This is a genomic window from Pantoea pleuroti, assembly GCF_014156615.1.
GTDB classification, from domain to species: domain Bacteria; phylum Pseudomonadota; class Gammaproteobacteria; order Enterobacterales; family Enterobacteriaceae; genus Pantoea; species Pantoea agglomerans.
In genome coordinates, this window is sequence record NZ_SBFD01000008.1 from 100,053 (window position 1) to 119,198 (window position 19,146).

Sequence of the window (19,146 nt, forward strand, 5' to 3'; positions counted from 1 at the left end):
TTTTTTATAGTCTGTCCCTGAGGGGGTCTGATTGATAGCTGAAAAACTTCACGCCTCTGTTCAAAATAGTTGAATGAGCATTGAGCAGTGACTGAAAAGCACTGAAGAAGGGCAGGCAAAAAAAAGCCAGCGGATAAGCTGGCTAAATAATACTGGAAGCAATGTGAGCAATGTCGTGCTTTCTCAGGCTGTCGGGCGACCTCCCGAGAACGCATGACAATAATAATCATTATCATTCGCGTCTGTAAAGTCATTTTCACATTTTTTACTCTGATTAACGCGGTGAATACCTTGATGTTTAAAGGGTTTTAATGGACTAAAGGAGAAACCATGAGTGAAATAGTTGTCCGCCATGTCATGCCAGAAGATGCTGCTGCGCTGCACAGGATCTACGGTCAGCCAGATACCCAGGCCAGCACACTCCATTTGCCCCACTCATCACTCCAGATGTGGCATACCCGTCTCGCGACGCCTCCGTCGAATGCGCATCTGCTGGTGGCCTGTATTGATGAGGAGGTCGTCGGTCAGTGTGCGCTGCATGTGGAAGAGCGTGCCAGACGCCGTCATGTGGCCTCACTGGGTATGGGCGTGGATGAACGCTATCGTCAGCGTGGCGTCGGAACCGCACTCATGCGTGAAATGGTCGCGTTGTGCGACAACTGGCTACAGGTGAGCCGAATGGAACTGACCGTGTTCGTCGATAATGGCCCGGCCATCGCCCTTTATCAGAGTTTCGGTTTTGAGATTGAGGGAACGGCTAAAGGCTTCGCAATGCGGCACGGTGAACTGATCGACGCGCATTATATGGCGCGGGTTAAAGCCTGACGTGTGGAAGCAGAAAGAGCACCGAAGGCGCCCTTTCTGCTGATAAACCCTGACCAGGTTCGCTGTCAGTTAGCGCCTGCGCAGGAAACAGGGTCAGATCGGAAAGACGCAAAAGCCGTCATCCATGACATGCTCGGCCCGCGCCGTCCTGGCGCGGGACGCTTTCCTCTTCTGACCCAGTTCCCTGCGCATTAAGCTTATTTATTGCTGTCAGATTCACCCGGGTTTGAGTTTGTCAGCAGTTTTAAATCTCAATAACCCGCACTCAAATCATCAATGCTGCGCGGATCGGAAGCGCCATAGAGCATGCCATCCGGCCCAATCATGATGCTCTGCGTACTGCCCATCGACGGCAGTACCTTCACATGCTGACCTTTGGTTTCCAGCAGACGCAGCGTATCGGGACTGAAGCCCTTCTCCACCCGCAGCTGATCCGGCAGCCACTGATGATGGAAGCGCGGCGCATTGGTGGCTTCCGCCACGTTCATCCCGAAATCGATGCTGTTAACCACCATCTGCAACACCGTGGTGATAATGCGGCTGCCGCCAGGACTGCCGGTCACCAGCCAGGTTTTGCCCCCTTTGGCGACGATGGTCGGCGACATCGATGACAACGGACGTTTCGCCGGTTGCACCGCATTCGCTTCCCCGCCAACCAGCCCGTAGACATTGGGCGTGCCTGGCTTGGCTGAGAAGTCATCCATCTCGTTATTCATCAGGATGCCGCTGTTGCCCGCCACAATTCCGCTGCCGAAATAGGTGTTAAGCGTATAAGTCACCGCGACCGCATTCCCCTGCTTATCCACCACCGAGAAATGGGTAGTCTGATTGCTTTCATAAGGTTCGAGCTTGCCCGGTTTGATCTCGCTGGAAGGTCGCGCTTTTGCCACATCGATCTGCTGCGCCAGGGTTTTGGCATAGGCTTTACTGGTCAGCGCCTGCCACGGCACCTTCACGAAATCGGGATCGCCGAGATATTCCGAGCGGTCCGCGTAGGCATATTTCTCCGCTTCCGCCATCACCTGCATGGCATCAGCACTGCCAAAGCCCATCTTCGCCAGATCGAAGTTCTCCAGGATATTCAGAATCTGCACGATGTGGATGCCACCGGATGACGGCGGCGGCATTGAGAAGACTTCATAGCCACGGTATGTCCCGCTAATTGGCTTACGCTCGACCGCACGATAGGCCGCCAGGTCAGCTTTGTTGATCAAGCCGCCATGTTGCGCCATCTCTCCGGCGATCTCATCCGCGATTTCACCTTTGTAAAACGCATCCGGTCCCTGACGGGCAATCAGTTGCAGGCTGTGAGCCAGGTTCTTCTGCACCAGCCTATCGCCCTTCTGCCACGGTGTGCCGTCCGGTTTGTAGAAAATCGCTTTGCTGTTGGGATGGGTGATCAGCACTTCTTTGCCGTAGGTTTTCAGATCGTCCGCCAGCGCGTCGTTAACCGGAATACCGTCACGCGCCAGTTTGATCGCCGGTGCCAGCAGCGTGCTCAGCGGTAGAGTGCCATATTTCTGCGCAGCCAGCGCCAGTCCGGCTACGGTGCCCGGCGTGCCGGAGGCGAGATGTGATGTCAGCGAGAGCTTACTGTCGGCGTTGCCCTGCTTATCCAGGAACATGTCACGCGACGCGTGTCCCGGTGCCATCTCACGGAAATCGATAGCCGTGGCGCGGCCAGAGGCAGTGCGCAGCAGCATAAAACCGCCGCCGCCGAGGTTGCCCGCCTGCGGATGGGTCACGGCCAGCGCAAAGCCCACCGCCACCGCGGCATCCACCGCATTACCGCCCTGACGCAGGATCTCCACGCCAACCTGTGTTGCCATCGCATCCACTGACGCAACCATGCCGTGCTGCGCTTTTACCGGGTGAAAAGTATCACTGTCCACGCCGTAGGAGACCGGAGGAGCCTGCGTTGGCGCGGCGTTAGCGCCTGCCACGACGGTGAAACTCATCACCAGCGACCAGCTAAGCTGACGCACTGTTTGCTGCATTTTCATCCTGCCACCATCCCATATTGTTATTTACATTTTTTTATCATTTCTGCAAGTGCCTACAAATACAGCAAAATAACCGGGGTTAAGTCAAATCAGGAATAGATCGGAAAGTAAGGTCTGTGATATCGGGTAAACTTATGGCTACGACCCTGATATCGGTGTACGCGGTTGCGCACCCAAAACCCTGTCGCTTTAAGGAAGGAGGAGTGATGAAAAAGTGGATGATTATTCTGGCCGCTCTGCTGCCTTTCGCCAGTCAGGCGAACACGCTGAACAGCACTAACGATCCGAATAAACCTGGCTATAACCCCAGCCAGCAGCGGATGCAGTCGCAGATGCAGACCCAGCAGCAGCAGCAACAGCTGAAGCTGCGCCAGGATCAGCAGCGTCAGACGCAGGACACGCAGCGTAAAATGCAGGAACAGCGGAACAGCGCCCAGCAGCGGGTGATTACCACGCAGCCGGGCCAGCAGAATCAGAATCAGAATCTAAACCAGAACTAATGAAAATCGGGGCCGATGATGTCGATGGCGTCAGTACAGATGGCATCGACGCCCCATTTCAGCAATTCCCGCGCCCGATCCGGGCTGTTCACGGTGTAAACCAGAATCTTCAGGCCTGCGGCTTTCAGTTCGGCGACCCGCTCAGCGGTCAGCACCTTATGATTAAGATGAATTGAGACACACGCCAGCGCAGCTGTTTTTTCCTGCCACTGCGGATCCCAGCTGTGCGACAGCAGGCCACGAGGCAACTGCGGCTCTGCCTTCATCGCGGCTTCCAGCGCTTCAAAAGAGAACGAAGAGAGCAACGGTGCGACCTGATCCTGCCACAGTATCGCGGCAGCCTGCGCCACGGCGCGTCCGGTTTCAGCGTCGCTGCCGGTGGTCGGTTTGATTTCGATGTTCGCCATCATCTGATGCTGACGGCAGCGTGCCGCCACCTGATCCAGCCGCGCCAGCTTTTCACCGGTAAACGCGTTGCCAAACCAGCTGCCCGCATCAAGCTGCGACAGCTTCTCCCACGGCAGCTGACCCGCCACGCCCCAGCCGTTGCTGGTGCGATCGAGCGTGTCGTCATGCAGCAGGAAGATCTGCGCATCGGCCGATAATTTGGCATCAAATTCAATCATCTGATGACCATATTTCGCGCCGGTGTCGATCGCCGCCAGCGTATTTTCCGGTGCCAGTTTACCGCCGCCGCGATGGGCGACGATGCGGGGATAGGGCCAGTGTTGTGTGCTCATTCCAGACGCTTCCCATGGGTTGAATCGAAGAAGTGTAACGCATCTGACGGCAGATGCAGCCACAGCGTACTGCCGGGCTGCGGGCGTTCACTGTGGGCTAAGCGTACCACCAGTGGCGTGTCACCGATGCGGCCATGTGCCAGATTATCAGCCCCCAGCATTTCCAGCGTATCGACCCGCAGCGGTACGCCGCCCTGCTCGCGGCTACTGAGCCGGATGTGCTCTGGCCGGATACCCAGCACTACCGGCCGGTTAGCCCATTTCGCTTTACTGTCGCTGAGCGGCAGAGCGTGCGAGGCGTCGAGGTCGAAGCGTGATCCATCGCTGCTGAACTGCCCTTTCAGCAGATTCATGGCGGGCGCGCCAATAAACGAGGCAACAAACTGGCTGGCGGGACGCTCATATACCTCGACTGGCGTGCCGAGCTGCTCGACCACCCCTTTGTTCATCACCATCACCCGCTGCGCCAGCGTCATCGCCTCCACCTGATCGTGGGTGACATAGAGGCTGGTGGTCTGTAAGCGGCGATGCAGCAGCTGCAGTTCCAGCCGCATCTGCACCCGCAGGCGGGCATCAAGGTTGGAGAGTGGCTCATCAAACAGAAAGACCGCCGGTTCACGCACGATCGCGCGGCCCATCGCCACGCGCTGCCGCTGTCCGCCGGAGAGTTCGCGAGGCCGACGCATCAGCAGGTGATCCAGCTCCAGACTGCGCGCCGCGTCGAGCACCCGCTGGCGAACCTGCTCTTTGCCCATGCCACGGATTTTCAGGCCATAGGCCATGTTCTCTTCCACTGACATATGGGGATAGAGCGCGTAGTTCTGGAACACCATCGCAATCCCGCGATCTTTTGGCTCTTCCTGAGTAACGCGCCGGTCGTCGATATAGATATCGCCGGAGCTGACGCGCTCCAGTCCGGCCACCATGCGCAGCAGGGTCGATTTACCGCAGCCGGATGGCCCGACCATCACCATAAATTCGCCGTCATTGATGGTGACATTCAGCGGCTGAATGATCTGATTTTTGCCATCGTAGGATTTAGTTACTGCCTGAAGGGTTACGCCTGCCATCTTATTTCTCACTCTCAACCAGACCGCGCACAAAGGCACGCTGCATGACCAACACCACCACCAGCGGTGGGATCAGGGTTAATAACATTGCCGCCATCACTTCGTTCCACTGGGTCGGTGAGCCGCTGGTGGAGATCATGCTTTTGATCCCCGCCACCGCCGTGCCGAGGCTGGCGTCGTTGATGATCAGTAGCGGCCAGAGATACTGGTTCCATCCGTAGATAAAAGTGATGACGAATAGCGCCGCCAGATTGGTTTTCGACAGCGGCAGAACGATGTCGATGAAGAAGCGCATCGCGCTGGCACCGTCGATACGCGCCGCCTCCACCAGCTCATCAGGCAGCGACATAAAGAACTGACGGAACAGGAAGGTGGCGGTGGCCGAAGCCATCAGCGGCAGGGTTAATCCGCTGTAGCTGTCGAGCAGGTTGAGATCGGCGATCACCTGCACTGTCGGGAAAATACGCACCTCAACCGGCAGCATCAGGGTGATGAAGATCAGCCAGAAAAAGAGCGTACGCAGCGGAAAACGGAACCAGACCAGCGCAAACGCCGACAGCATCGACACCGTGATTTTGCCGAAGGTGATGCCCAGCGCCATGATCATGCTGTTGAGCAGCATCAGGCCAAACGCCGGCCCGTTGCCGTTGACGCCGTGCGTCCAGATGCGCGAGATGTTCTCCCACAGGTGCGTGCCGGGCACCAGCGTCATCGGCACCTGATAGACTGCTTCGTTGTCCAGCGTCGCCGCCACAAAGGCGACATAGAGCGGAAACAGGATGGTGAGCACGCCCAGCACCAGCACGATGTGGCTGAAGAGATCCAGCCCGCGTCGATTCTCAATCATTGGTATTGCACCTTACGTTCAACAAAGCGGAACTGGAGCACCGTCAGCCCGATGACCAGCAGCATCAGCACCACCGACTGCGCAGCGGACGAGGAGAGATCCAGACCGGTAAAGCCTTCGCGATAGATTTTGTAGATCAGCGTGGTGGTCGCCTGCACCGGCCCGCCGCCGGTGGCGGCATCGATCACCGGGAAGGTATCGAAGAAGGCGTAGATCAGATTCACCACCAGCAGGAAGAAGCTGACCGGCGTAATCAGCGGCAGAGAGAGATTAAAGAAGCGACGCACCGGTCCGGCACCGTCAATCGCGGCGGCTTCCACCAGCGATTTCGGGATCGATTGCAGTGCGGCGAAGAAGAACAGGAAGTTGTAGCTCATCTGCTGCCAGATCGATGCCAGCACCACCAGGAACATCGCCTGACCGCTGTTTTGCGCATAGTTCCAGTTGTAGCCGATGTGGTTCAGCAGATAGCTGAACAGGCCCAGGCCCGGATTAAACAGGAACATCCACAGCACCGCGGCCACGACAGGCGCAACGGCGTAGGGCAGCAGCAACAGCGTCTGATAGAGACGGCGCAGCCGCACCACATAATCCACCAGCGCCGCCAGCAGCAGCGAGAACACCATGCCGAATACCGTGACCATGCCGCTGAATTTTATGGTGGTCCAGAACGAATCCAGATAGTAAGGATCGGCAAACAGCCGTCTGAAGTTTTCCAGCCCGACAAAGCTGCTGGAGATGCCAAAGGGATCGAGGCTTTGCAGCGAGTACCATAGCGCTTCACCGGCAGGCCAGAGAAAGAAGATGGCGGTAATCAGCAGTTGCGGCAGCACCAGAAGATAGGGCAACAGACTGGTGCGAAAGACCGGACGAGATGAAGACATGGCATACCTGGCGTCAAAGAGAGGGGCCAGCCTGAGCTGGCCCGCAAGGAGAGATTACTTCACCTGCTGCTGGAAGCGGCGCAGCAACTCATTACCGCGTTTCACTGCGTTATCCATCGCGTTCTGCGGCGACTGCTTGCCGGTCCAGACGCTTTCCAGCTCTTCGTCGATCACGGTACGAATCTGCGGCATATTGCCCAGGCGCATGCCTTTGGTGAACGGCAGTGGCGGCTTGTTCATCATCTGACGGGTGGCGATATCCGCGCCCGGATTCTTATCGTAGAAGCCCTGCTGCTTAGTCAGCTCGTAGGCGGCGGTGGTAATCGGCAGATAGCCGGTTTTCTGGTGCCATTCCGCAGCGATTTCCGGTTTAGCGAGGAACTGCATAAACTCAGCCACACCTTTGTAGGTTGCGGCATCTTTGCCTTTCATCACCCACAGGCTGGCACCGCCGATCAGGGCGTTCTGCGGCGCATTCGGCACGGTCTCGTCATACGGCATCATGCCAACGCCGAAGTTGAATTTGGCGTAATGACGGATATCAGCCAGCGATCCGGATGAGGCGGTGGTGATACCGCAGTCGCCGTTGTAGAACTTGGCGGTGGACTCATCTTTGCGGCCAAAGTAGGTGAAGTCCCCTTTCTTGTTCATCGCTTCCAGCAGCTCGATATGACGAACCAGTACCGGCTTGTTGAACTCCAGCACCGCATCAAGTCCGTCAAACCCGTTGTTTTTGGTCGCTACCGGCAGAGCGTGCCAGGCGCTGAAGTTTTCAATCTGGATCCAGCCCTGCCAGCCGCTGGCGTAGCCACAGCTCATGCCCGATTTGCGCAGTGCGGCGGCATCCGTCGCCAGCTCCTGCCAGGTTTTCGGCGGCTGGTCCGGGTTCAGACCCGCTTTTTTAAAGGCGTCTTTGTTGTAGTAGAGCACTGGCGTCGAGCTGTTGAACGGCTGAGAGATCAACTGACCTTTGCTGTCGCTGTAGTAGCCCGCCACCGTTGGCACGAACTGCTTTTCATCAAAGGGGATACCGGCGTCTTTGAAGACCTGATGCACCGGCACAATCGCCTGCGAGGCCATCATGGTCGCCGTACCGACTTCATAAACCTGCAGCACCGCAGGGGCTTTGCCGCTGCGCACTGCCGCAATCCCTGCCGCCAGGCTCTGCTCGTAGTTACCTTTGTAGGTCGGAACAATTTTGTAATCGGGATGCGTCTGGTTAAAACGCTGTGCCAGCGAATCCACTTCTTTGCCTAGCTCGCCTTCCATAGAGTGCCAGAAAGGGATCTCAGTGGCGGCCATGGCATGGCTGCTGAGCGTCAGACCGAGCAGCACGCTCATCAGGCTACGACGAAAGGTAACGACGGACATAGAATTTTCCTGTGCAGGTAAATACGCGTGAAATCACGGATTTCTGTTTCGCGAAGTAACATGACACGGGGAAATGAAGGATTAATAACAGAAAGATGACAGCCGGGTGACAGACCGGTATGCGCAAAAGAGGAGGCTGGCAGCGCAGCGGTAACGCGTCACCGCTGCCAGCTTTTGGTTACATAATTTGCAGAGCGATTGGAAGCTGAAAATGCCTGACTGGGGTTTTAAATCACGCCCATAAGGCCATCCTCAGCTCCCCCAAATCGATGCTCAAGGCCGTCGGCGGCGCAGGCAGGTTGCGGGCGGACAGCGCGCAGCCACCGGAGCGTACACGTAGTACGTGAGGATGGCGAGCACTGCCCAACCACAACCTGACCAGTAAGCCAGGCCGTGCCCCATCAGGCACCTAAGTACGCGCTGCGGACGGCTTCGTTGGAAAGGAGTGCTGCACCTGTGTCTTCGAGCACCACATGCCCGTTCTCCAGCACATAGCCCCTATCCGCCAGCTTCAGCGCCTGATTCGCATTCTGCTCCACCAGGAAAATCGTCATTCCCTCGCTGCGCAGCTGCTCAATGGTGTCGAAGATCTGCTGAATAATGATTGGTGCCAGTCCCAGCGACGGTTCATCCAGCAACAGCAGGCGCGGCTGACTCATCAGCGCACGGCCAATCGCCAGCATCTGCTGTTCGCCGCCCGACATCGTCCCGGCGCGCTGGATTTTACGCTCCTCCAGACGCGGGAAGAGTTCATAAACGCGCTTGATCCGCGTCAGGTAGTCCGGACGGCTGGCAAAAAAGCCCCCCATCGCCAGGTTCTCTTCTACCGTCATGCGCGAAAAGACCCGCCGGCCTTCCGGCACGATGGCGATCGCTTCACGCATAATGCGTGAGGTTTGCCAGTCGGTAATGGTTTTGCCATCAAAGGTAATGGTGCCCTGCGTCGCGCGCGGTTCGCCGCATAGCGTACCCAGCAGCGTGGTTTTTCCGGCACCGTTAGCGCCAATCAGGGTGACGATTTCGCCCTGATTGATATAGAGGCTGACGTTGTGCAGCGCCTGAATTTTGCCGTAGTGGGCGCTGACGTTCTCAATGGTTAACATCGCATTTGCCATCTCAGGCCTCTCCTAAATAGGCACGAATGACATCCGGGTTATTACGAATCTCTTCCGGCGTTCCGTTAGCCAGCGGCGTTCCCTGATTGACCACATAAATACGATCAGAAATCCCCATCACCAGCTTCATATCATGTTCAATCAGCAGCACCGACACCTTATGTTCGCCACGCAGCTCCGCAATCAGCGCATCCAGCTCATGGGTCTCTTTGGGGTTAAGGCCCGCCGCCGGTTCATCCAGCATCAGGATCTCCGGGCGCGTCACCATACAGCGCGCAATCTCCAGTCGACGCTGCTGACCATAGGCCAGATTGCCCGCCTGACGGTTAGCCAGATTCAGCAACCCTACCCGCTCCAGCCAGGTCGCCGCACGATCCAGCGCCTCGCTCTCACTGCGGCGAAACGCCGGGGTTTTCAGCAGACCGGAAAATACGCCGCTTTTCAGATGCTGATGCTGCGCCACCAGCAGGTTCTCAATGACCGTCATCTCACGGAACAGACGCACGTGCTGGAACGTCCGCACAATGCCCATCCGCGCAATCTTCTGGCCCGGCAACCCTTCCAGATGCTGCTCACGCAATGTGATCGTCCCGCCGGTTGGCTTGTAAAAGCCGGTCAGGCAGTTGAACACGGTGGTTTTACCGGCACCATTGGGGCCAATCAGCGAAACGATCTCCTGCGGACGCAGCTCCAGCGCCACATTGTTCACGGCTAACAGACCGCCGAAGCGCATCATCAGGCCTTCAACGGCTAATAAAGGCTGAATCATGCCTGCTCTCCTTGTTTACCAGTCCTGAGCTTCAGATGCGGACGCTTCATCGGCAACAGGCCCTGCGGACGCCAGATCATCATCAGCACCATCAGGCCACCCAGCACCAGCATGCTGTACTCATTGAGATCGCGCATCAGCTCGCGTGACACCACCAGCAGGATGGCGGCCAGAATCACCGCAAACTGCGAACCCATCCCGCCCAGAACCACAATCGCCAGCACAAAGGCGGATTCGACAAAGGTAAAGGATTCCGGGCTGACAAAGCCCTGACGCGCCGCGAACAGGCTGCCGGCAAAACCGGCAAACGCGGCACTGATGGTAAAGGCGGTCAGCTTGATGCGGGTCGGGCTGAGGCCCAGTGAACGGCAGGCAATCTCATCCTCGCGCAGGGCTTCCCAGGCACGGCCCAGTGGCATCCGCAGCAGCCGGTTAATCACAAACAGCGTCAGCACCACCAGCAGCAGCGCCACCAGGTAGAGGAAGATAATGCGGTCGCTGGGATCGTACTTCAGCCCAAAGAAGTTATGGAAGGTATCCCAGCCGCCTTCACGCGGCGTACGGCCAAATTCCAGACCAAACAGCGTTGGTTTCGGGATCTGGCTGATGCCATTCGGCCCGCCGGTCAGGGCGGTATTGTTCAGCAGCAGAATACGCACGATCTCACCAAAGCCCAGCGTCACTATCGCCAGATAGTCGCCGCGCAGTCGCAGCACCGGGAAGCCCAGCAGCAGACCAAACAGCGCGGCGACTATGCCGGAGAGCGGCAGGCACTGCCAGAAGCCGAGACCGTAATAGTGGTTCAGCAGCGCAAAGGTGTAGGCACCGATGGCGTAAAAGCCGCCATAACCCAGTACCAGAAGACCAGAAAGGCCGACTACCACGTTTAAGCCCAGACCGAGCATCACGTAGATCAGCGTCATGGTGGCGATATCGACGGTGCCGCGTGACACCAGGAATGGCCAGGCAACGGCGGCGATAATCAGCACCGCCATCACCAGCTTCTGCTTCGGCGTCGAGCCATCAAGACCCGGTAACACCAGCGCCGGACCGGAAATTTTCTTCAGGCCGCTTTGCCATACCGGACGCAGCAACTGAAACAGAAACACCACCGCACAGCCTGTGGCGATCCAGTTCCAGCGCACGCTACCGGCGTTCTGCACCACCAGATTAGTGCCGTCCAGATTCAGGCGCAGCCCCATAAAGAAGGTGGCGAGTACCAGCAGCATCACCGAGGAGATCAGGGCATTGATAAAGGAAGTCTTCATACTTTTTCGACCTCCGGGCGACCCAGAATCCCGGTCGGCATCACCAGCAGCACCACAATCAGCAGGGCAAACGAGACCACATCTTTATATTCCGTGCTGAGATAGGCCGAGGTCAGCGCCTCGGCGATGCCCAGCACCAGACCACCAATCATCGCGCCCGGAATACTACCAATCCCGCCCAGTACGGCGGCGGTGAACGCTTTCATGCCTGCCATAAAGCCGATGAAGGGATTGATTGAACCGTAGAACTGTCCCAGCAACACGCCCGCTACCGCGGCCATTGCTGCACCGATCACAAAGGTCAGCGAGATCACGCGGTCGGTGTTAATTCCCAGCAGGCTGGCCATTTTCAGGTCTTCAGCGCAGGCGCGGCAGGCGCGGCCCATGCGCGAGTAGCGGATAAAGGTGGTCAGCGCCAGCATCGCCAGGAACGTCACCACCCAGATCACAATCTGCATGGTGGAGATGGTAGCGGCAAAGCCGTTGCTCTCGCCTACCGTCCACTGTCCGGTAATCAGACTCGGCAGCGCCAGGTCGCGTGAACCCTGCGTCAGGCTGACGTAGTTTTGCAGGAATATCGACATCCCGATGGCGGAGATCAGCGCAATCAGGCGCTTGGACGAGCGCACAGGCCGGTAGGCGACGCGCTCGATGCTCCAGCCGTAGGCGCTGGAGATAATTACCGCCATCACAAAGCCGGCCGCAATCATCAGCCAGGTGGTGTCGATGCCCATCATCATCAGGGCGGCAATCACGATAAAGGAGACATAGCTGCCGATCATGTAGACCTCGCCGTGGGCGAAGTTGATCATGCCGATAATGCCGTAAACCATGGTGTAACCGATGGCGATCAGCGCGTAGGTGCTACCAAGGGTCACACCGTTAAACATCTGCTGAATAAAATAGAGGAACTGCTCGGACATACCTTGACCCTTACTTAACCGATCATGGGCGATCGGGGTACAAAAAACGCCTGGCAGACAAGCACCAGGCGTTCGTGTCGCTGGTCAGGGAAAACCGGTTAACCAGCCTCCCGCTCACCACAAAACAGCCTGGTTTACTTCACAGCAGTCGAGGTGCCATCGGCGTGCCATTTAAAGACGCCGAATTCAAAGCCCTTAAGATCACCCTTCTCATCCCAGTTCAGGTTGCCCATCACGGTTGGCACCGCGGCACCTTCCTTAAGGTTTTTCACGATAGCGTCCGGCTCAGCGCTCTTGCTGCGCTCCATGCCGGTTGCCAGCGACTGCAGAGCTGCATAGGTGGTCCAGACGAACGGTCCGGTTGGATCCAGTTTCTTCGCTTTCAGCGCTTCCACGATCGGTTTGTTGGTTTCAACCTGATCGTAGCGTTTCGGCAGGGTCACCAGCATGCCTTCAGATGCGGCACCGGCGATGTTGGACAGCGAGGCGTTACCCACGCCTTCTGGTCCCATAAACTGGGTTTTCAGGCCCGCAGCACGTGCCTGACGCACTATCTGGCCCATTTCCGGGTAGTAACCGCCGAAATAGACGAAATCGACGTTCTCTTTCTTGAAGCGCGCCACCAGCGTAGAGAAATCTTTATCGCCAGCGGTGATACCTTCAAACATCACAATATTAGCGCCCTGCTTTTTCAGGCTCTCCTGTACGGAGCGCGCCAGGCCTTCGCCATACTGCTGTTTGTCATGCACCACAGCGATACGCTTAGGTTTAAGCTCGCTCATCACATATTTCGCGGCGGTCGGACCCTGATCGGAGTCGAGACCGGTGGTGCGCATAATCAGTTTATAGCCGCGGGAAGTCAGGTCAGGTGCGGTCGCCGCCGGGGTAATCATCAGCACGCCTTCATCTTCATAGATGTCAGAAGCGGGCTGGGTGGATGAAGAGCAGAGATGGCCGATCACGTAGCGGATGCCATCGTTAATTACCTTGTTCGCTACCGCAACTGCCTGTTTCGGGTCACAGGCGTCGTCATATTTCACCGCAACCAGTTTGTTGCCGTTAACACCGCCTTTGGCGTTGATATCTTCAATTGCCTGAGTCGCACCGGCGAATTGCATGTCGCCGTACTGCGCCACCGGGCCAGACATTGCGCCGACAATCGCCACTTTGATATCTTCAGCCAGCGCCGCATGGCTCATCGCCAGTGCTACACATCCCGCCAGTAATGCGCGACCTTTCATTTTCATCCTGACTACCCCATTTGTTTTGTCGTGTATGTTGTGAGTGTTTGTGCTGTCAGATAAAGTCGAAAACTGATTAAGCATGAATGAGTTAGCGTACTTTTCTGACATTTTTTATTAATAAGGCTTTATTTTTCAGGTTATTAAACAGGAAGTTTCTTCTGTAAATCAACTGACATATTCAGAATTGACTGAGTGAAACAGCATAATACACTGGAGGCAACGGCCGGTTTTTCACCGCTTTGCCAGCGCGTTATGCTGGATTGATCGCACGCTCTCCCTGTTTACAACTATCATCCTGGCATCCCGACCATCTTTTGACCTGTTTTATTGATGAAAATGTGGTAGCACTCTGGTTGTACATTTTCGCTGCACTTTCCCCTGTTACAGAGGTTTTTGTTATGAAGCTCACTATCCAGCGTTTAACCACGCTGACCGCGCAGGACCGCATCGATCTTGGCAAAGTCTGGCCGGATCTGGAGATTGAACAACTGGAGCAGCAGCTGGATGAGCGCCATCGTCTTTATGCTGCCCGTTTTAACGACCGGCTGCTGGCGGGTTTGCAGCTGGAAATCGCCGGGATCCACGGCAAGGTTCACCGGCTGTCGGTGCGCGATGTCACGCGCCGACGCGGGGTGGGACAATATTTACTGGAAGAGACGATCAGGCAGAATGGATCGATAGCAGACTGGTGGATTGCCGATGATGGCAGTGACGATCAGCAGGTGCGGGCAGCCTTTATGCAGGCGTGTGGCTTCAGGGCGCAGAGTGATGGATGGATAATGGCGGTAGAATAGTCAGGCGCAGAAAAACAAAAAGGGCGACATAAAGTCGCCCCTTGAGATGTCGAAGTGCGTTACGCTTCGATCGCCATACGCAGTTTCTTCATGGCGTTCTTTTCCAGCTGCCGGACACGTTCGGCTGACACGCCGTACTGATCGGCCAGCTCCTGCAGCGTGGTTTTATTGTCTTCGTCCAGCCAGCGGGCGCGAATGATGTGCTGACTACGCTCATCCAGACCTTCCATCGCATAGCTCAGCTTATCAGCCGCGTGCGCATCCCAGTTATCCTCTTCAATACCGTCAGCAAAGTCAGAGGTTTTATCCTGAAGATAAAGCACGGGTGCCATAGAGCGGCCTTCGCTGCTCTCGTCGTCGGCAGACATATCAAAGGTCATATCCTGCGCGGCCATACGCGATTCCATTTCACGCACATCTTTGCTGCTTACGCCCAGCTCACGCGCAACCATCTCGACTTCGTCCTGATTGAACCAGCCCAGACGCTGCTTGGTTTTACGCAGGTTAAAGAACAGCTTACGCTGTGCTTTGGTGGTCGCGACTTTCACGATACGCCAGTTACGCAGCACGTATTCGTGAATCTCCGCTTTAATCCAGTGCACGGCAAACGAAACCAGACGTACGCCCACTTCTGGGTTGAAGCGACGTACCGCTTTCATCAGGCCGATATTGCCTTCCTGGACCAGGTCAGCCTGTGGCAGACCGTAGCCGGAGTAATTACGAGCGATATGAACTACAAAGCGTAGGTGAGACAGGATCAGCGTCTTTGCCGCATCCAGATCGCCCTGGTAATGCAGCCGTTCAGCCAACGCTTTTTCCTCTTCTGCCGAGAGCATCGGCCAGGTATTCGCAGCCCGGACGTAAGACTCCAGGTTGCCAAGAGGAGCAATAGCTAAAGTTTGCATTTCTTTGGTCATTCAAACCCTCACAAATTCAGTGGAATTGCCGCACATTTCCCTGCGCAGACGATACATTACGTCAACGTCGCGCGGAATCCGAAAGCAATCTGTGCTACTTAGAGTAGTAAAGTTATCCACAAGTTCAATTATAGCGGTGAATATTTTACACACAGATGACAGGAAGGGAAGAGGGGAAATATCCTCTGCACCCGCCATCGGTAGCAGAGGACCATTATAACAAAAAAATGTTGCAGGCGTTTACTGCGGCGTAAATCGACGTAAATGTTGTACCGTTGCCAGCCACGCAGCCACCCAGCCGATGATCGCCGCAATCAGTAACAGCAGCAGCGCCTCATCCCAGGAGAAGCCTTCCAGTGAGAAGGTGGTACCAAATACCGTCGCCACATTGGCAACAACGGACTGCAGACGCAGCACCAGCACTTCCGACAGCAGCAGCGACAGCACCGCGCCGCTGAAGCCCAGCAGCGCCCCGCCATAGAGGAACGGACGCAGGATAAAGCCGTCAGTGGCACCAATCAGCTTCTGCACGTTAATGGTGTCGCGTCGGGCAAAAATGCTGAGCCGGACGCTGTTACCGATCACCAGGAACACTGCCACGATCATCAGCACGCCAATCATTGAGGCGATCTGCCCCACCAGCCCGGTCAGCGCCGCCAGCCGCGCAAACCAGCTATCATCCATCCGCACTTCATCCACGCCCTGCACTTTAGTGACCCGATCGCGCAGGCTTTGCATGGTGTCTGAGTTCTGGAAATTGAGCTTAGGTGTAATGATGGCCACAGCAGGCAGCGGATTCTGTTCCAGCATATCCATTGCGCCGCCAAAGCCTGACCAGTTGCGGAACTCGTTCAGCGCCTCTTCCCGCGTCAGGTAGTTGACGTTATCCACGCCTTCGACCTGCTTGAGCTGCGCCACCACGTTTTCTGCCGCCGTGTCATCCAGCGTTTTGGAGAGATAAACGGTTAACTGCGGCGCCGGATACCACTGCGTTGCCGCCTGGCTGACGTTTTTCCACACCATGTAGCAGACGCTGGGCAGCGTCAGTGAAATGGCGATGACCATCACCGTCAGCAGAGTTGCCAGCGGCTGACGCCACATATCAGAAAGCGTGCCGCGCAGCGCATAGCGCCACTGCTCCTGCCAGCCGCCCTTCAGCGCTTTACTCTTCGACTGCTGCTTCGCTTTCGGCGCAGACGGACGTTTAATGCGTTTATTGACCATCGTGGCCTCCGTGCAGACGTCCCTGATTCAGCGTCATCATCCGGTAGTTGCGTCGGGCGATAAGACCGCTGTCATGCGTCGCCATCAGGACGGTGACGCCGACGCGGTTGAACTCTTCGAACAGGCGCAGAATATCTTCTGACAGCGCGTCGTCAAGGTTACCGGTCGGTTCATCGGCCAGCAGCACGGCTGGCTTGTTCACCACCGCACGGGCGATGCCCACACGCTGCTGTTCACCGCCAGAGAGCTGAATCGGATAACTTTTCGCTTTGTCGAGCAGACCCACTTTATCCAGTGCCGCCGAAACACGACGACGAATATCTTCGCCGCTGGCACCGGAGATAATCAGCGGGATCGCCACATTTTCATAAACCGAACGATCCATCAGCAGGTGGTGATCCTGGAAAATCATGCCGATCTGACGACGCAGAAAAGGCACCTCGCTGTTACGCAGGCGGGAAATGTCATGGCCGCTGAACCAGATTTTTCCGGCACTCGGGCGCTCAATGCCACAAATCAGCTTCAGCAAGGTACTTTTACCGGCACCGGAGTGGCCGGTAAGAAACGCCATTTCGCCAGGACGCAGACGGAAATCTACTCCCTGCAGCGCCTGACGTCCGCCGAGATATGCCTTACTGACCTCTTCAAAGCGAATCATCCTAATTAGTCCTCTCGGGCAAACAGTGCCTCAATAAAATCTTCCGCCTTAAACGGCCGTAAATCTTCAATGCCTTCACCGACGCCAATGTAGCGAATCGGAATACCGAACTGATCGGCCACCGAGAAGATCACGCCGCCTTTGGCGGTGCCATCCAGCTTGGTGAGCGCAATCCCGGTCACGCCAACGGCTTCATTAAACAGTCGGGCCTGGCTGACCGCATTCTGTCCGGTGCTGGCATCCAGCGTCAGCATCACTTCGTGTGGCGCTGAATCATCCAGTTTTTTCATCACGCGGGTGATTTTTTTCAGCTCTTCCATCAGGTGCGATTTGTTCTGCAGACGACCCGCGGTATCGGCAATCAGCACGTCAACGCCACGCGATTTAGCCGCCTGAATAGCATCGAAGATCACCGAAGCGGAATCTGCACCGGTGTGCTGAGCAATCACCGGAATGTTGTTGCGCTGACCCCACACCTGCAACTGCTCAACAGCCGCGGCTCGGAAGGTATCACCAGCCGCTAACATCACGGATTTGCCTTCGGCCTGATACTGGCGCGCCAGTTTACCGATGGTGGTGGTTTTACCTACGCCATTGACACCAACCATCAGGATGACAAACGGCGTTTTGCCTGAGACTTCAAGTGGCGCATCCACTTTTGCCAGAATCGAGGCCATCTCCGCTTTCAGCAGACCGTAGAGCGCTTCCGCGTCACGCAGTTGCTTGCGGTTTGCCTGCTGGGTCAGATGCGTGATGATGCGGCGAGTGGTATCCACACCCACATCCGCAATAAGCAGTTGCTCTTCCAGCTCGTCAAACAGCTCATCATCAATCTTTTTGCCACGGAACAGGCTGACAAAACCGGAACCGAGGTTCTGACGGGTTTTCACCAGGCTGCGCTTCAGGCGGGCAAAGAAGCCCTCTTTGCTGGGACGCTCCTGCTCCTGCACGATGAGTGGCGCGGCGGCCAGCGGGAGATCGCTGACGGTATCGGATAATGCCTCTGCCGGTTCCGTGTCGGTGACTTCAGCTTCGCCCAGTGCCAGTGCGGCCAGCTCTTCTTCGGTCAGCGGCGCTTCCGCTTCGCTGTGCGGGGTTTCAACGATCGGGGCGTCGCCCAGCGCCAGCGCGGTCAGCTCTTCTTCGCTTAACGGCGCGTCCGCTTCGCTGTCAGGGGTTTCAACGATCGGGGCGTCGCCCAGTGCCAGCGCGGTCAGCTCTTCTTCGCTTAATGCCGCGTCCGCTTCGCTGTGCGGGGTTTCAACGATCGGGGCGTCGCCCAGTGCCAGCGCGGTCAGCTCTTCTTCGCTTAATGCCGCGTCCGCTTCGCCGTGCGGGGTTTCAACGATCGGGGCGTCGCCCAGCGCCAGCGCGGTCAGCTCTTCTTCGCTTAACGGCGCATCTGCCGGAGCCTCGTCAGCGATCGGCGTGACCACGTCGTCGGCGTCAATAACCGGCGTCGCGTCATGTTCAGGTGCGGAGACCTCCAGTAACGCTTCAGGATCGGCCTCAATCGGCTCAGCCTCATCGAGCACCGCGGGTGCCGACTCATGCGGCGCTGCCGCGGTGACTTCCGCCTCACGCTGCTGTCCGGCCACCGTTTCGGTGATAACGACAGTCTCTTCCGCTTGCGCTTCAGCCTGGCCTAATGCCGGGGCTTCCTGTTCTGCCTGCTGCTGTGCGGATTCTGCGACCTCTTGTGTCTGCTCCTCCGCGACAGGTTGTTTCTCTTCCTCTTTGCCAAATCCCAGCCAGGAAAAAAAGCCACGTTTTTTCTCTTTTGCCATTGTGTGACGACACTCCTCGATGGCTTTGTCCCGGTCGCGCGTGGTTTCCAGGGGTAAATCAATGAAAGTTGGTCAGCGCCAGACCGGCGTAAACCGCAGAATAATGCATGACTTCAGCAACTCAGTAGTCTAACACTTTCCAGCCAGCTCACCACAGCACCCTTTTTTAACGTTTCTTCTCACCGATTCGCCCGTTAAACTACGCAA

General features: G+C 56.8%; 18 protein-coding genes. 3 read left to right on the forward strand and 15 right to left on the reverse strand.

What is annotated here, in order from left to right; all coding sequences use genetic code 11:
• The first annotated feature begins 330 nt into the window (after window positions 1-330).
• Complete coding sequence (locus tag EPG66_RS17820; RefSeq protein ID WP_182687690.1) at window positions 331-825, forward strand: GNAT family N-acetyltransferase; 495 nt, start codon at window positions 331-333, stop codon at window positions 823-825.
• A 251-nt stretch (window positions 826-1,076) separates the two neighbouring features.
• On the opposite strand, the gene ggt is transcribed toward EPG66_RS17820, so the two are convergent.
• Complete coding sequence (gene ggt / locus EPG66_RS17825) at window positions 1,077-2,828, reverse strand: gamma-glutamyltransferase (protein WP_031292113.1); 1,752 nt, start codon at window positions 2,826-2,828, stop codon at window positions 1,077-1,079.
• Window positions 2,829-3,034: 206 nt separating this feature from the next.
• Between ggt and EPG66_RS17830 the strand changes: the two genes are divergently transcribed.
• Window positions 3,035-3,328, forward strand: coding sequence for a DUF2756 domain-containing protein (locus EPG66_RS17830; RefSeq protein ID WP_010253283.1), 294 nt, complete (start codon window positions 3,035-3,037; stop codon window positions 3,326-3,328).
• Here the strand turns inward: EPG66_RS17830 and ugpQ are convergent.
• The 10 genes from ugpQ to EPG66_RS17880 form a co-directional block, all read right to left on the reverse strand.
• Entirely contained in the window at window positions 3,325-4,068 is a 744-nt protein-coding gene (gene ugpQ / locus EPG66_RS17835; RefSeq protein WP_115387097.1) for a glycerophosphodiester phosphodiesterase, read from the reverse strand. The genes EPG66_RS17830 and ugpQ overlap by 4 nt on opposite strands.
• On the reverse strand, window positions 4,065-5,138 hold the full coding sequence (locus EPG66_RS17840; protein ID WP_031592695.1) for a sn-glycerol-3-phosphate import ATP-binding protein UgpC: 1,074 nt from the start codon (window positions 5,136-5,138) through the stop codon (window positions 4,065-4,067). The genes ugpQ and EPG66_RS17840 overlap by 4 nt, the downstream gene beginning before the upstream one ends.
• Window position 5,139: 1 nt before the next feature.
• Window positions 5,140-5,985 carry a sn-glycerol-3-phosphate ABC transporter permease UgpE gene (gene ugpE / locus EPG66_RS17845; RefSeq protein WP_039387959.1) on the reverse strand — a complete coding sequence of 282 codons (846 nt, stop codon included), beginning with the start codon at window positions 5,983-5,985 and terminating at the stop codon, window positions 5,140-5,142.
• Window positions 5,982-6,869: a sn-glycerol-3-phosphate ABC transporter permease UgpA gene (ugpA, locus tag EPG66_RS17850; protein ID WP_039387961.1), complete on the reverse strand. Its 888-nt coding sequence runs from the start codon at window positions 6,867-6,869 to the stop codon at window positions 5,982-5,984. Before ugpA ends, ugpE begins: the two co-directional genes overlap by 4 nt.
• A 54-nt stretch (window positions 6,870-6,923) precedes the next feature.
• Entirely contained in the window at window positions 6,924-8,240 is a 1,317-nt protein-coding gene (gene ugpB / locus EPG66_RS17855; RefSeq protein WP_031592699.1) for a sn-glycerol-3-phosphate ABC transporter substrate-binding protein UgpB, read from the reverse strand.
• 401 nt (window positions 8,241-8,641) lie between these two features.
• On the reverse strand, window positions 8,642-9,355 hold the full coding sequence (gene livF, locus EPG66_RS17860; RefSeq protein WP_022624013.1) for a high-affinity branched-chain amino acid ABC transporter ATP-binding protein LivF: 714 nt from the start codon (window positions 9,353-9,355) through the stop codon (window positions 8,642-8,644).
• Window position 9,356: 1 nt separating this feature from the next.
• On the reverse strand, window positions 9,357-10,124 hold the full coding sequence (gene livG, locus EPG66_RS17865) for a high-affinity branched-chain amino acid ABC transporter ATP-binding protein LivG (protein ID WP_182687691.1): 768 nt from the start codon (window positions 10,122-10,124) through the stop codon (window positions 9,357-9,359).
• Complete coding sequence (locus tag EPG66_RS17870) at window positions 10,121-11,392, reverse strand: high-affinity branched-chain amino acid ABC transporter permease LivM (RefSeq protein ID WP_010253305.1); 1,272 nt, start codon at window positions 11,390-11,392, stop codon at window positions 10,121-10,123. The genes livG and EPG66_RS17870 overlap by 4 nt, the downstream gene beginning before the upstream one ends.
• Window positions 11,389-12,315 carry a high-affinity branched-chain amino acid ABC transporter permease LivH gene (livH, locus tag EPG66_RS17875; RefSeq protein ID WP_009087789.1) on the reverse strand — a complete coding sequence of 309 codons (927 nt, stop codon included), beginning with the start codon at window positions 12,313-12,315 and terminating at the stop codon, window positions 11,389-11,391. The genes EPG66_RS17870 and livH overlap by 4 nt, the downstream gene beginning before the upstream one ends.
• A gap of 134 nt (window positions 12,316-12,449) precedes the next feature.
• Entirely contained in the window at window positions 12,450-13,562 is a 1,113-nt protein-coding gene (locus EPG66_RS17880) for a branched-chain amino acid ABC transporter substrate-binding protein (RefSeq protein WP_031592701.1), read from the reverse strand.
• Window positions 13,563-13,957: 395 nt separating this feature from the next.
• On the opposite strand from EPG66_RS17880, the gene panM reads away from it, so the two are divergent.
• Window positions 13,958-14,353, forward strand: a complete 396-nt coding sequence (gene panM / locus EPG66_RS17885) for an aspartate 1-decarboxylase autocleavage activator PanM (RefSeq protein ID WP_010253313.1) — start codon at window positions 13,958-13,960, stop codon at window positions 14,351-14,353.
• A 59-nt stretch (window positions 14,354-14,412) separates the two neighbouring features.
• On the opposite strand, the gene rpoH is transcribed toward panM, so the two are convergent.
• The 4 genes from rpoH to ftsY form a co-directional block, all read right to left on the reverse strand.
• Entirely contained in the window at window positions 14,413-15,270 is an 858-nt protein-coding gene (rpoH, locus tag EPG66_RS17890; protein ID WP_010253314.1) for an RNA polymerase sigma factor RpoH, read from the reverse strand.
• Window positions 15,271-15,510: 240 nt separating this feature from the next.
• Window positions 15,511-16,494, reverse strand: coding sequence for a permease-like cell division protein FtsX (gene ftsX, locus EPG66_RS17895; RefSeq protein WP_109652982.1), 984 nt, complete (start codon window positions 16,492-16,494; stop codon window positions 15,511-15,513).
• A complete protein-coding gene (gene ftsE / locus EPG66_RS17900) occupies window positions 16,484-17,152 on the reverse strand; it encodes a cell division ATP-binding protein FtsE (protein WP_010253318.1) in 669 nt (222 codons plus the stop codon). Before ftsE ends, ftsX begins: the two co-directional genes overlap by 11 nt.
• Window positions 17,153-17,157: 5 nt before the next feature.
• Complete coding sequence (ftsY, locus tag EPG66_RS17905; RefSeq protein ID WP_182687692.1) at window positions 17,158-18,939, reverse strand: signal recognition particle-docking protein FtsY; 1,782 nt, start codon at window positions 18,937-18,939, stop codon at window positions 17,158-17,160.
• Window positions 18,940-19,146: the final 207 nt, after the last annotated feature.

What these genes read in the sequence shown, in the direction of transcription:
- panM (WP_010253313.1), top strand. Translation starts at nt 13,958, where the DNA reads ATGAAGCTCACTATCCAGCGTTTAACCACGCTGACCGCGCAGGACCGC.
- EPG66_RS17830 (WP_010253283.1), top strand. Translation starts at nt 3,035, where the DNA reads ATGAAAAAGTGGATGATTATTCTGGCCGCTCTGCTGCCTTTCGCCAGT.
- livH (WP_009087789.1), bottom strand. Translation starts at nt 12,315, where the DNA reads ATGTCCGAGCAGTTCCTCTATTTTATTCAGCAGATGTTTAACGGTGTG.
- ggt (WP_031292113.1), bottom strand. Translation starts at nt 2,828, where the DNA reads ATGAAAATGCAGCAAACAGTGCGTCAGCTTAGCTGGTCGCTGGTGATG.
- livF (WP_022624013.1), bottom strand. Translation starts at nt 9,355, where the DNA reads ATGGCAAATGCGATGTTAACCATTGAGAACGTCAGCGCCCACTACGGC.
- ftsX (WP_109652982.1), bottom strand. Translation starts at nt 16,494, where the DNA reads ATGGTCAATAAACGCATTAAACGTCCGTCTGCGCCGAAAGCGAAGCAG.
- ugpQ (WP_115387097.1), bottom strand. Translation starts at nt 4,068, where the DNA reads ATGAGCACACAACACTGGCCCTATCCCCGCATCGTCGCCCATCGCGGC.
- ftsE (WP_010253318.1), bottom strand. Translation starts at nt 17,152, where the DNA reads ATGATTCGCTTTGAAGAGGTCAGTAAGGCATATCTCGGCGGACGTCAG.
- EPG66_RS17880 (WP_031592701.1), bottom strand. Translation starts at nt 13,562, where the DNA reads ATGAAAATGAAAGGTCGCGCATTACTGGCGGGATGTGTAGCACTGGCG.
- livG (WP_182687691.1), bottom strand. Translation starts at nt 10,124, where the DNA reads ATGATTCAGCCTTTATTAGCCGTTGAAGGCCTGATGATGCGCTTCGGC.
- EPG66_RS17870 (WP_010253305.1), bottom strand. Translation starts at nt 11,392, where the DNA reads ATGAAGACTTCCTTTATCAATGCCCTGATCTCCTCGGTGATGCTGCTG.
- ftsY (WP_182687692.1), bottom strand. Translation starts at nt 18,939, where the DNA reads ATGGCAAAAGAGAAAAAACGTGGCTTTTTTTCCTGGCTGGGATTTGGC.
- ugpE (WP_039387959.1), bottom strand. Translation starts at nt 5,985, where the DNA reads ATGATTGAGAATCGACGCGGGCTGGATCTCTTCAGCCACATCGTGCTG.
- EPG66_RS17840 (WP_031592695.1), bottom strand. Translation starts at nt 5,138, where the DNA reads ATGGCAGGCGTAACCCTTCAGGCAGTAACTAAATCCTACGATGGCAAA.
- ugpA (WP_039387961.1), bottom strand. Translation starts at nt 6,869, where the DNA reads ATGTCTTCATCTCGTCCGGTCTTTCGCACCAGTCTGTTGCCCTATCTT.
- rpoH (WP_010253314.1), bottom strand. Translation starts at nt 15,270, where the DNA reads ATGACCAAAGAAATGCAAACTTTAGCTATTGCTCCTCTTGGCAACCTG.
- EPG66_RS17820 (WP_182687690.1), top strand. Translation starts at nt 331, where the DNA reads ATGAGTGAAATAGTTGTCCGCCATGTCATGCCAGAAGATGCTGCTGCG.
- ugpB (WP_031592699.1), bottom strand. Translation starts at nt 8,240, where the DNA reads ATGTCCGTCGTTACCTTTCGTCGTAGCCTGATGAGCGTGCTGCTCGGT.